This is a genomic window from Coleofasciculus chthonoplastes PCC 7420 (genome assembly GCF_000155555.1).
GTDB classification, from domain to species: Bacteria; Cyanobacteriota; Cyanobacteriia; order Cyanobacteriales; family Coleofasciculaceae; genus Coleofasciculus; species Coleofasciculus chthonoplastes_A.
In genome coordinates, this window is the sequence record NZ_DS989851.1 from 116,573 (window position 1) to 129,070 (window position 12,498).

The following is a 12,498-nucleotide window of genomic DNA, read 5'->3' on the forward strand; positions in this document are numbered from 1 at the left end:
GTTACACCTTTAATGTTAGCGCTAAACCGATTTGCTATTAAGGTTAACGATGCCAGTGAACGCCAAGAGGTTTTGGAGAGCGCTGGTGTCGATATTGCTCTTCTAAGCAATCTGAAACTGGGTGCAACACCCACTAAATTTGCTCCAGCGTTAGTCGCAGCGTTTAAAATTTATCCCATCTCTAATCGGCGCTTGAATTATCACCCGATGGTGAGTCTACTCAAGTACCTATGCGAACTCGCTCCGCTCTATGGACTAGCTGATCAAGATGTTGCTTTATTCTCTCGATTAGTTGAGCAGGGACAGGAAAATTTTAAGGCTTTAGCAGCTCGTAATGCAGTTGGCAGAATTGAGTCCCCCAAAGGACAAGGTATTGGTACTGGTGTTTTAATCGGCAAGAATCTGCTGCTCACCTGTAACCACATTTTCAGCAAAAGTCAGGTGCAAGAAGCCTGGGTACGTTTTAACTACACATTCGGGAGCTACTCCTTAGACTCAGATGTCTTTGAACTCGATCTGGATAAGCGAATACTCTGTAATCAACTCGATTACGCTTTGCTCAAAGTAAAAGGTGAGCCGAGACAACGGATAACTAACTGCATCAATGCCATACTAGATAGTAGTCAGGAAATTCGTCTGATTCACCATCCACGGGGACAGCATATTGTAATTTCTGGCTTGGGTCAGATTGTGCAAGTGGGAGAGGAGTACATCGACCACAACATCAGTACCGATGAGGGTTCATCTGGTGCGCCAATTTTTAATCGGGATTGGCAATTAGTGGCTATTCATCGGGGAAACCTGGGTATAGGACGTGCGGGTCGATCGCTTGAGGCAGGAACTACATCTGGTGTTCCTCTTCGCGCTTTCTGGCAATACATTCAAACTGAATTATCTTGATATTGGCAAGGAAGTGATTAATGAGCTTGTGGCAAAACTTCTCAGAAACCTTCAGGCGAGACTCGCCGAAGTATCAAGCCCTTTTCTTACCGGAGTATCGGATTGATGTAGATTACGATACCACACCAATAAACGCGGGGGAAGCCTACTGTCGTTTGTGGTTAGTTGAGATGCGTTTAGCCAGAGATGTGGATTGGTTTAGGGAACGGTATCCGGTCGTTCATGCGGCGATTCGCTTCAATCATGGCGGTCAGTTGGTTACGATTCCCTATCTGGCGGAGCCAGGACACCTGCAAAAACTATCGAAAGACAATCTAAATAAAGTCATTCAATGTAACTATCCGTTGACCCCCTTGTTTCCCTATAACGATGGTTTGGTGGAGTTACAAGCTGGATTGTTCAGTATGGTAAATAGTGACCCCATTGGCAAATTTATCAAAACGATGGGGCGGTTTTCAGAGTTACTGCCAGTACCAGAACTCTCAACCGTGGTGAATTTAGCAGAACCTGTATATCGCGGGATTGAAGACTTAATTGGTGCTGGGGAAGGTCTGTTAGAGTTGGGGTATCAACAAACTTTTTCAGCTGCTGGTGGTGGGGGGGATAATGACCTCAAACCAGGTTATTTCGTCGCTATCTTGGCAGAAGAAGACCAGATTAATCCTGATAATCTGTGTGTGACGAATGACAGCCTGAAGGTGGGATCTCCGGGCAAAACTAAGGTGTTTGTGCGCGATGGTAAACCGCTTGAAGGTTATAGCTATATGCTATTCCGGATAGAAAAGCGTGCAGCTCAAGATTGGGAGTCGTTGACCCAGATAAAGGAATTGGTTTACCAGGCTCAGGATGCTGTGTTTAAAGGTGAATATAAAAAGGTAAAAGCTATCCTCTTTCCTGCGATCAAGGCAAAAATTTTTCGCAGTCCTGATTTGACAAAGGCTGATCGCCGAAACATGGTTCTGAAAATTCGCGATCATCTGCGTGAGATTGGTTTACAAGGAGTAACAGTACAAAAGCGATCGCTCTATTCCATCATGCAGCGACCTTTGCCAGTGTTTGATGCAGAGACAGAGGTGGAATTGGCAGCATTAGAAACATTGTTTTGAACAGTAGGGTGTATCGACTGAGGAATTTTAATGGTTCACCAGGAAATTAATATCAAAAAAAAATGTCAGCTTCAGCAAATTATAACGAAGAGTTCGCTACTTCAGACGGCTGATGAGCGCCGTAATTTCCTAAGCATCTGTGGTTTAGACAGCTCTTGTGGTTCTGTTCAGTTAGATCAACCTTCGGACAAGTTCTTTATTAGTCTTTGGTCTACGCTTTCAAAGGCTTACACTACAGTCGAGAATTCTGAAAGATCAGCCTTAGTCGTTTTTTTGGAATATATTAGCAGGCTTGACTCCAGTTTACATGAGGAAGACAAAAATTTTATTCAAGATATTATTGGTAACTATGCTCCGAAGCCGCTAGACAGGAATTCAATAATCGATGAAGAATCAGACAAAATTATCTTAGAGCTAAAAGATATTATCAATAATCTTAAACAGGAGATTTTAAAACTTGGACTGGACAAGGTTTATAATTCGGGTTTCAATGACATTATCTATAAAGCTCTAGAACATATCACCTCTCAAATGAAAAAACTATTTGGGGCTGATCGGATTACTATTTATTTTTTAAATGAAACTGAAAAACTATCATCAATCATTGCCGATGGAAGTAAATCTTTAGAAATTCAAGTTCGACTAGGTGAAGGGTTTGCAGGCAAAGTTGCAAAAGAGAAGAAGGCTAAGAGGAGCGATCGTGTTGAGTGTGATAGCTCTTCTGAAACTAAAAAGCAATACAAAAGGACGGGTTATCCAACCTACAATCTTTTGACTTATCCTTTATTGGATAGTGAGCAGAAAGATTTAGTTGCTGTTATTCAGTTAGTTAATAAATTAAAATATCTGGATAATTCCGGAGTTGCTCTTGCCAAAAGAATTGATGAATATGGTTTTACAGAAAAGGATGAAGAAAGGCTTAACCAATTTGCTACCAAAATTCGACCAATTCTGAAGGAATTCCAAGGGTTTTATAAAATAACTCAGAAATTTCAAGAAGTTATCCGGTTTACACAAGCCATGCAAAATCTGAGTCAAAAGTGTCATGACTTGGAAGAAACTCGTCAAATGGTAATGAGAGTTGCAAGAGAATTTATGGGTGCAGATCGCACTACTTTATGGCTAACAAATCACCAAACCACAGAATTATGGGCAATGTTCCCTTCAAAAAATGGATCTTTACAGGAAAAGATAGTACCAGTTGGAGAAGGTTACGTTGGCAAAACCGCCAAAAATCGCCAGTTTCTTAACATTCGTTTTGATCTATATGATGATCCAGAGTCAGGAAAGTCTAAAGAAACCGATCAAGAGACTGGTTATCGCACTTGTAGTCTGATGTGTATGCCTGTTTTGAGTTTTGATCAAGAATTAGTTGGAGTGCTGCAATTGGTCAATAAAATTAAACCCGGAGTAGCTATTCAATATGACGCTGAAGAAGATTTAGCGACAAATCCTCCAGAGTGCTTTCAAGATAGCTTTACTCAAGAAGATGAAAAGCGAATGCAAGCCCTGAATAATCACATTGCTGCTGCTATTCAGAAAACCAATCAATCTATAGCAGATAAAGGAGATAATATTCTATTTGAATTTTTGAATAAGATTGCCGAACTAGCTAAACAAGAATTGCGTGCTGACCGGGTAACTTTTTTCTTGTTAGATAAACAAAAGCAAGAATTTTGGTCAATCATTGAAGACGAAGAGATAGGTTCTATAGAGATTAGGCTGCCTCACAGCCAAGGAATTGTGGGTGAGGCAGCTAAGAAAAACAAAGGACAGTTTGTCAATGTAGCTGATTTTTATAACGATCCACGTTCTCATGTAGCAAAAGAAAAAGAAAAAATAACTGGCTATCGTACTTACAATATATTAGCTATACCTCTTTTTAATACACAAAATGAATTAGTAGCTGTTGTGGAATTTTTAAACAAGTTAAAATTTGCTAAATCTGCACTTAATCCCAATGTTTCCTTGTCAATGAGAGTTGATGATAAGGGATTTACCAATACAGATCCTAAAAAATTTGAAGAAGTATCTCACATCATCTTGAAGTTTATAGAAGGATTCAACGACCTTTATAAAACAATACGCAAACAGCAACGAGAATCAAGGCTTGAACAAGCAATACGTTTAGTTAGTAAGAGTACTCCAGAACCCGAAGAAATATGCATGAGGGTGAGGAAGGCAGCACAGAGACTTGTGAATGCTGATAAGGGATTGGCCCAAAGCACCAGAGTGCTTTAAAGCTAGCTTTACAGAGGAAGATGAAAACCTTCTAAAGGCATTCAACTCCGCAGCGGGTACTCGTCTCTATAAAATTGAATTATTTGAGGAGATGCAGAAAAAGGCATTCCATGTGGAATCTATACTTCAGGGGAGAAATTAAACTACACTCAGCTAAATAAAAGTAAGTGAAATTCCTAACTTATCGAGAGATTAACCAACTCCAGAAAATCCTCATCAATAACATAGTCCTGCAAACGTCTGATGTAGACTTTCGCAATGCTTTGCTAACGAACTGTGGCTTAGGAAAGTACTGTAGTTTGATTCCGTTAGATAAACCCTCATTACAGTTTGTTCCTATCCTTTACCGACAACTTTCAGAAATTCATATCACTATTGATGCAGCACAAAGATTAGGATTAATCGTTTTTTTAGAACATATCAGTCAGCTCGATATAATTTCATCTTTAGAAGAAAAGAGTTTTATCAACCACGTTATTACGAAATGGGAGCAACAGCAGACCTCTAGCACTCAGAAGTCGCAACGAAATAAAATTGCTAACCTGCTGGCTCAAGGACGTAAAGAATCCCCCACAGTGGCTCCAGTTCAACAACCCAGCAAAGTAGACCGAGGTGTAATCATCAACTATGACCTAGAAGCTCAGATGGCAAAATTCAGGCAACAAGTGGGATATGAGGGAGCCTTTGTCTTTGCTGTTGGGGGTCATAACACAATTCTGGAACAGTACATCATCGAGCGGCTGCGGCGAGAGTTGAAACAGAAAACTGAGCGTCAGAATGAACGGTTAGAAATCCGACTCTACCGAAAAAGCATTTTAACCTCAACTGACATAGAACGGGAATTTCTCAATAAGTACAAATTTGAATACTTTACCGAGCTATTTAATGCTCAAGGAAACACTGATATTATGCTAATTATCTGGAATTACGACATTCCAGAGAAAATCATGAAATCATTAGCTGAGGATTTTTGGGCAAATATAAGTTCTTCTGTCTCACCCTGCTTGAAAAATCAGAGCCGCTGTTTGGTTATCGTTTGGGCTAATGTTGGCAAACGTCCTCTAACTGGATTGACTGGATTGACTGCCTTGCCAAATCCGAAAAAGTTTAAATTGTGTGATTTATTGCCTTGGTTTCGCAGCAAGCTCAGAATGGAAGGAATTGAGGAAAATTTGATTGAATATTATCTTGACAGGCTAGAAAGACAGTGTGGGAATGGGGACTTAATCGGGACTTATCAAGAAATAAACCAGATCGTTCAGGAGTTACAAGGAGGCTCTAGACTCTATGGATGACTTAGCAAAACGATTGTACACGGGCAAGGGAGAGTGTCGCTATGAACCACTCCCTGATGCATGGCAAGAGCGAGAGCCTTACATCGCCTCTAAATCTCTAGCTGATGCAGTCAACGCCGCTCTATACCTGCGTCGTCCCTTATTGCTGGAAGGTGATCCTGGGTGTGGTAAAACTCGACTGGCTTATGCAGTGGCTTATGAACTGGGTTTTCCGCTCCATACTTGCTATATTCGCTCTACCAGTCGGGCGCAGGATTTACTCTATGACTATGATGCTTTGGGGCGGCTGTATGATATTCAGGAGGGAAAAGTAGAGGATAATCCGACTAGAGCTCGATCGCGCCAGGAGTATGTCACCTTGGGAGAGTTGGGGAATGCGATCGCGCAATCTCAAAATGATATCCCCTCGGTGGTACTGATTGATGAAATTGATAAGGCGGATATCGATTTTCCCAATGATTTACTGTTGGAACTCGATCGGCTACAATTCCAAGTCAAAGAGGTGCCGGAGATGAGGTTTGATGCCTTGAAGGGCAGAAAACGGCAGGAACGGAGAGAATTTTTGCCTCTAATCATCGTCACCAGTAATCGCGAGAAGGAACTGCCCAAACCCTTTTTGCGCCGTTGTCTGTTTTACTACATTGAGTTTCCCAATCAAGCAACCCTGAAGCAGATTCTCAAAAGCCATTTTCAACCCAAGCTCACTCCCTTATTTGAAGCAGCCCTCAAAAAGTTTTGGCAACTGCGGGAATTGAAGAGTTGGCGTAAAATACCGGGAACCAGTGAATTTTTGGATTGGGTAGCAATTTTGGAACGAGAGCAGCAGGCTAAAAAGCTGACAGCGAAAGAGTTAGAAAGCACTCATGCGGTGAATCTGCCCCATCTGGAGACTCTGGTGAAAACTCAGAGCGATCGCGAAGCCCTCAAGCAGCTAAGAACACAGAATGGCTGAGCTAGATTCATCACTCTTTCAAGTCTTTGAGCGGTTACGCAGGCAGGGTGTACCGTTGGGGGTCTCGGATTATCTGGAGGTAATTGAGACAATTCAAGCGGGGATAGGACTAGAAGATGCTGCCAGCTTTAAGGGATTGTGCCGCTTGCTCTGGGCAAAATCACGGGAAGACCAAGAGCTATTCGATCTGGCTTTTGCAGAGTTGGTAGAACCCCAATTGCAAACTATCTCCACACCTAAACCCACTTGTCCATCTCAGCCTCCTTCTACACCTTTAACTGCTCCGCCTCAGCCAACTCCTAATCAGCCTGAACCTCAACCCCAACCAGAACCAGAGCTAGAGGAAGAGCTAAAACCACAACAGGTCACGGTAACATTACCTTCTAGATCTGTGGGTCAGTCATTTGAGTTGAAGAGTGAGCTAACCGAGAAACCCTATTACTATCAATTAACACTACGTCTACCAATTAGTCCGCGAGATATGGCAGGGGTATGGCGGCAACTGCGCCGTCCTCAACGAGTAGGTGTCCCAGAAGAGTTAGATGTAGAAGGCACGATTAACAGCATCAGTCGCTCTGGCTTATTGCTACGTCCATTGTTGCAGCCTCGCCGTCGAAACCAAGCCCGATTGGTGGTGTTAGTAGATCAGCAGGGTTCAATGGCTCCCTTTGCTCCCCTGATTGAAGCAGCAATTGAGAGTATTTTACGAGGAGGACTACTCGGTAAGACTAGCCTCTACTATTTTCATGATTGTCCAGAAGGGTTACTCTATCAACGCCCTAGCTTGACTAATAGCTTGGCTCTGGAAGCCGTTTTGGATGAGCAAGTCAAGGGTAATAGTGTACTGATTATCAGCGACGCGGGATCAGCCCGTGGCTATTACGATAGAAAACGAGTCGCAGAGACTAAATCCTTTCTCAAAACCCTCAGCGCTTACACCTACCTCTACGCTTGGCTAAATCCTATGCCTCAAACTCGGTGGAAAGCAACAACAGCAGAAGATATCGCCTGCATGGTGCCGATGTTTCCCTTAGACCGAGAGGGCTTGAATGATGCAGTGAATATTTTGCGGGGGAATCCCTTCCCTGCGGGAGTTGGTATTGATGAGTAAGACTCTTGAAGAGATTATTACGTCTCCCAGTCTAGTTAGGGAACAATGGCTGCCTTCAGAGTTAGCAGTACGGGAAGTCTTGGCGTTTGAACGACGATTTGGCTCTAAGCATTTAATGTTAGCTTGCCATGCCGCCTTGCCTCTGATTCTAACTCCAGAACTTCTTAACTTAATCCATATCAATTTTCTTGAAAAGGAACAAATTCCTTGGGTAGCTGAAGTTGATTTTATCATCTCGCCTCTGTGCCGTCCTATTGATGAGGGTTTGTTTGAAGTCGAGCCGTCGATAAGGGAAGTTTTATTGGTGGAGCTGGAGAATCAGTTTGGTTGGGAACGTCCGTTTAGATTAGCGGATTTTTTACAGTTCTACTTAATGAAAAAGTCAGGCTTGAAGATACGATCAGAAGTAGTTTGCACTCAACAATGGATTGCTAAAGCTTATATCGACCCCGACAGGGTAATTGAAGAACTCATTGATTTCCTGGAGTCAGTTTTATCTCAACAAGAGTATCTCCTCAGTCTTTCAAAGCAAATTCAAATTATTAACGTATTGGAAATACTGGCAGAACCACTTGAGCGAGCAAATCAGCAAACCAAATATAAATATTTGGTCAATAATTCACGACTATTAGCTCAGAGTATCTATGGATATATAGATGAAACCATCATTCAGCAAAATATCATTTATGATTCGCGGCAAAATGAAGTAGTAGAGCGAGAGAAAGTAACACAACTAGAATTGGCACTACGAGAACTACAACAAAACCAAGCACAACTAATTCAATCTGAGAAAATGTCCAGTCTAAAACTGATAATTGCTGGCATTGATCATGAAATCAATAGTCCTATAAACTTGATCTACTCCAATCTGGTCATCGTTAGTGAATACGTGCAATACCTTTTGAACCTGATTAATTTATACCAAAAGCACTACCCTAATCCTCCGGCAGAGATTCAGGAAGCACTAGAGAGTTATGATATCGATTTCTTAATCAGTGATTTTCCTAAGTTACTCTCATCTATGAAGAGTGGAACTGAGCAAATTCGCGAAATTGTTCAATCGCTGTGGACTTTCTGCCGCTCAGATGAAACAGCTATTAAGCCAGTGGATATCCATGAAAGCATTGATAGCGCTGTGATGATTTTGAGAAATCGGTTGAAACCAAAAGATGGACATCCTGGCATTGAAATAATAAAAGAGTACGCCAACCTGCCTCTAGTGGAGTGTCATCGCGAACAGATCAATCAAGTGTTTATGAATCTTCTGGGTAATGCGATTGATGCACTTGAAGAATCCCATAGCCCCGGAGAGCAATCTGGGCAACAACCCCCAACTATTCGGATAATTACCTCAGTGCAAGGGGAAAATGTGATGATTCGGATAGCTGATAATGGTTCTGGCATAAGTCAGAACATAGTATCTCGAATTTTTGATCCCTTTTTTACGACTAAGCCAGTTGGTCAAGGTGTAGGAATGGGATTGCCTATCAGCTATCAAATTGTGGTGGGGTATGGTGCACAGTTATCTTGCGTGTCTGAACCCGGGCTGGGGACGGAATTTATAATTGAGATTCCGATATTAGCACAGATATCCTATAGAGATAAGCAGGCATTAGAGATAAAAGTTAAGCAAAAAGAAATAGGAAGTGATATCCAAAAGGAGGATATCACAGTTGTCTCACCTCGACTTTTGGAATGGTTAGCAGATGTAGAACAGACAACTGTTCATAGGCAAGCACTTAACAGGCTACAACAAAATGAAGTAAAAGCGGAAGAGAAAGTAACACAACTAGAATGGACACTACGAGAACTGCAACAAACCCAAGTACAACTGATTCAATCGGAGAAAATGTCCAGCCTAGAACGGATGATTGCTGCTATTTCTCATGAAATAAATAATCCTATAAGTTTTACCCACGGCAATCTAGACTACGCTAGTCTATACAGACAAGACCTGTTGAACCTGATTAATTTATACCAAAAGCACTACCCTAATCCTCCGGCAGAGATTCAGGAAGCACTAGAGAGTTATGATATCGATTTCTTAATCAGTGATTTTCCTAAGTTACTCTCATCCATGAAGAGTTCAACTGAACGAATTCGCGAGTTGGTTCAATCGCTGTGGACTTTCTGCCGCTCATATGAAACATCCATGAAGCCAGTGGACATCCATAAAGGCATTGATAGCGCTGTGATGATTTTGAATCATCGGTTGAAACCAAACGATGGACATCCTGGCATTGAAATAATCAAAGAGTACGCTAACCTGCCTCTAGTGGAGTGCCATCGCGGACAGATCAATCAAGTGTTTATGAATATTCTTGTTAATGCGATTGAGGCGCTTGAAGAATCCCATAGCCCCGGAGAGCAATCTGGGCAACAACCCCCAACTATTCGGATAATTACCTCAGTGCAAGGGGAAAATGTGATGATTCGGATAGCTGATAATGGCTCTGGCATGAGTCAGGAAATAGTATCTCGAATTTTTGATCCCTTTTTTACGACTAAGCCAGTTGGTCAAGGTGTAGGAATGGGATTGCCTATCAGCTATCAAATTGTGGTGGGACACAGTGGGCAGTTATCTTGCGTGTCTGAACCCGGACTAGGGACGGAATTTATAATTGAGATTCCGCTCAGAACTCAAACCCGTGCTGACGTATAGTAACCGCCAAGACAGTTAGGACATTATAAATTTGTAGAGACTCCTCCGGTGGGCATTGCCGTGCCCCTACATGGTGTTGTAATTGGTGTGATCGCTCATATCAAGTCCGGTGAATTGCCCATAATAGCAATGCTGTAACCGCAAGGGTTTCGGGCTTTTTTATTAAGCTGAAGTTCCCCCCATCCCGATTGACGATAGAAGGATAAACGCGAAGGAATAGTTACCCACTCAGTTCGGAGCGATTCAGCTTCTTCTAATCGCCCTAAGCCAAGATAGGTATACAGTGTAGCGATTTGTCAGAGGGTAATTTCAGCTTAATCAGACAGAATCTACCTTGTGACACATGCAGTTGCTACCCATAACTCCTACTATAAATTGGCTAATGATGTGAATCACGCAACAGCGTTTACCAATAAATAGAAAACATCACTTCAATACAACTTAGGAGGTAGGAGTTTGACTACACTAACCCGAACAGCACAAGCACAATGGAATGGCGACTTGAAAAGTGGCAATGGTCACATTAATGCATCAAGTCATATTCTCAACGATACTCCCTACACCTTTTCCACGCGCTTCGAGGATACCCCAGGTACAAATCCTGAAGAACTGCTTGCCTCTTCCCATGCGGCTTGTTACACCATGGCGCTTGCCCATACCTTGGCAGAAAAAGGCTATAAAGCTGAAAGTCTTCAAACGCAGGCATTCTGCTCGCTTGTCCAATTTCTAATGCCTTGCGTCAAAATGTAGAAATCGAACTTGATGCGGCTTTAACTAAGTAGGGTCTGCTGAATAAGTTTTGTGGTAAGGAGAGGGAATAGGCAATAGGCAATAGGCAATAGTTTCAACATCTCGGAACAGTAAGGATTTGACATCCTCTCACCTCAGTCAAGGAGGTGGGAGGGCATTTTTTCTGAATTTGTAATAAAAAAAAGTAGGGTGGGGATGCCCACCCTACTTACCGAATCTCTATTCAGATTCATACCAAGTTGCGTTTTATCATGTCATTCTGAGCGAAGCGAAGAATCTGGGCAGATGCTTCGCGTCACTCCGTTTCACTGCGTTTTGCTCAGCATGACAGATTCTACCTTAGACTGCAACTTGGTATCAGAGAATTAGCTGTTGATGCTAGGAGCAGTCAGAGCTACGGGAGTAGCTTCACCAGCCGCCAAGTCTAAGGGGAAGTTGTGAGCGTTGCGCTCGTGCATTACTTCAAATCCTAAGTTGGCGCGGTTGAGTACGTCTGCCCAGGTGTTGACTACACGACCTTGGGAATCCAGGATTGACTGGTTAAAGTTGAATCCGTTGAGGTTGAAAGCCATGGTGCTGATACCCAGTGCTGTGAACCAGATACCAACCACGGGCCATGCACCTAAGAAGAAGTGCAGAGAACGGCTGTTGTTGAAGGAAGCATATTGGAAGATTAACCGACCAAAGTAGCCATGAGCGGCAACGATGTTATAGGTTTCTTCTTCTTGCCCGAACTTGTAGCCGTAGTTCTGAGATTCAACTTCGGTGGTTTCACGTACCAGAGAGCTGGTGACCAAGGAACCGTGCATGGCGCTGAACAAGGCACCGCCGAATACGCCAGCCACACCGAGCATGTGGAAGGGGTGCATCAGGATGTTGTGCTCAGCTTGGAACACGAACATGAAGTTGAAGGTTCCAGATATGCCCAGAGGCATTCCATCGGAGAATGAACCTTGACCGATGGGGTAGATGAGGAACACGGCGGTGGCTGCTGCTACAGGTGCGCTGTAAGCTACGCAGATCCAAGGACGCATACCTAAGCGGTAGGAGAGTTCCCACTCACGACCCATGTAGGCGAAGACGCCAATGAGGAAGTGGAAAGCTACCAACTGGTAAGGACCACCGTTGTAAAGCCACTCATCTAAGGAAGCAGCTTCCCAGATGGGATAGAAGTGCAAGCCGATGGCGTTGGAGGAAGGAACAACAGCACCAGAGATGATGTTGTTACCGTACAGTAAGCTTCCAGCAACAGGCTCGCGGATTCCATCGATGTCCACGGGGGGAGCGGCGATGAAGGCGATGATAAAGCAGGTGGTGGCGGTTAAGAGAGTGGGGATCATCAGTACACCAAACCAGCCTACATAGAGGCGGTTTTCGGTGGAAGTCACCCAGCTACAGAACCGTTCCCACAAAGACGCGCTTTCGCGACGTTGTACTGTGGTAGTCATAATTCGATTAGTGCTATTACTTCATGATTCGAT

9 protein-coding genes are annotated in these 12,498 nt (G+C 43.1%); 8 read left to right on the forward strand and 1 reads right to left on the reverse strand.

The annotated features are described in order from the left end of the window. The 8 genes from MC7420_RS16390 to MC7420_RS37000 all read left to right on the forward strand — a co-directional run. A partial coding sequence (locus tag MC7420_RS16390) for a trypsin-like peptidase domain-containing protein (RefSeq protein ID WP_063712018.1) occupies positions 1-900 on the forward strand: 900 nt, incomplete at its 5' end. Between the two features lie 20 nt (positions 901-920). After that, entirely contained in the window at positions 921-2,006 is a 1,086-nt protein-coding gene (locus MC7420_RS16395; RefSeq protein WP_006101730.1) for a hypothetical protein, read from the forward strand. Positions 2,007-2,036: 30 nt separating this feature from the next. Continuing rightward, complete coding sequence (locus MC7420_RS35280; RefSeq protein ID WP_006101791.1) at positions 2,037-4,247, forward strand: GAF domain-containing protein; 2,211 nt, start codon at positions 2,037-2,039, stop codon at positions 4,245-4,247. 167 nt (positions 4,248-4,414) lie between these two features. Beyond that, complete coding sequence (locus MC7420_RS16410; RefSeq protein WP_006101837.1) at positions 4,415-5,542, forward strand: hypothetical protein; 1,128 nt, start codon at positions 4,415-4,417, stop codon at positions 5,540-5,542. Then, positions 5,535-6,494 carry an AAA family ATPase gene (locus MC7420_RS16415; RefSeq protein ID WP_006101771.1) on the forward strand — a complete coding sequence of 320 codons (960 nt, stop codon included), beginning with the start codon at positions 5,535-5,537 and terminating at the stop codon, positions 6,492-6,494. The genes MC7420_RS16410 and MC7420_RS16415 overlap by 8 nt, the downstream gene beginning before the upstream one ends. Continuing rightward, positions 6,487-7,605 (forward strand): VWA domain-containing protein, encoded by a 1,119-nt coding sequence (locus MC7420_RS16420; RefSeq protein ID WP_006101733.1) that lies wholly within the window; start codon positions 6,487-6,489, stop codon positions 7,603-7,605. Before MC7420_RS16415 ends, MC7420_RS16420 begins: the two co-directional genes overlap by 8 nt. Then, a complete protein-coding gene (locus tag MC7420_RS42570; RefSeq protein WP_006101622.1) occupies positions 7,598-10,267 on the forward strand; it encodes a sensor histidine kinase in 2,670 nt (889 codons plus the stop codon). The genes MC7420_RS16420 and MC7420_RS42570 overlap by 8 nt, the downstream gene beginning before the upstream one ends. 456 nt (positions 10,268-10,723) lie before the next feature. Continuing rightward, positions 10,724-11,017 carry an OsmC family peroxiredoxin gene (locus MC7420_RS37000; protein WP_006101661.1) on the forward strand — a complete coding sequence of 98 codons (294 nt, stop codon included), beginning with the start codon at positions 10,724-10,726 and terminating at the stop codon, positions 11,015-11,017. 365 nt (positions 11,018-11,382) lie between these two features. On the opposite strand, the gene psbA is transcribed toward MC7420_RS37000, so the two are convergent. Next, complete coding sequence (gene psbA / locus MC7420_RS16430; protein WP_006101755.1) at positions 11,383-12,465, reverse strand: photosystem II q(b) protein; 1,083 nt, start codon at positions 12,463-12,465, stop codon at positions 11,383-11,385. Positions 12,466-12,498 lie beyond the last annotated feature (33 nt).

Excerpts from the sequence above, each read along its gene's own strand:
- MC7420_RS42570 (WP_006101622.1), top strand. The coding sequence starts at position 7,598 with ATGAGTAAGACTCTTGAAGAGATTATTACGTCTCCCAGTCTAGTTAGG.
- MC7420_RS16395 (WP_006101730.1), top strand. The coding sequence starts at position 921 with ATGAGCTTGTGGCAAAACTTCTCAGAAACCTTCAGGCGAGACTCGCCG.
- MC7420_RS16420 (WP_006101733.1), top strand. The coding sequence starts at position 6,487 with ATGGCTGAGCTAGATTCATCACTCTTTCAAGTCTTTGAGCGGTTACGC.
- MC7420_RS35280 (WP_006101791.1), top strand. The coding sequence starts at position 2,037 with ATGGTTCACCAGGAAATTAATATCAAAAAAAAATGTCAGCTTCAGCAA.
- psbA (WP_006101755.1), bottom strand. The coding sequence starts at position 12,465 with ATGACTACCACAGTACAACGTCGCGAAAGCGCGTCTTTGTGGGAACGG.
- MC7420_RS16415 (WP_006101771.1), top strand. The coding sequence starts at position 5,535 with ATGGATGACTTAGCAAAACGATTGTACACGGGCAAGGGAGAGTGTCGC.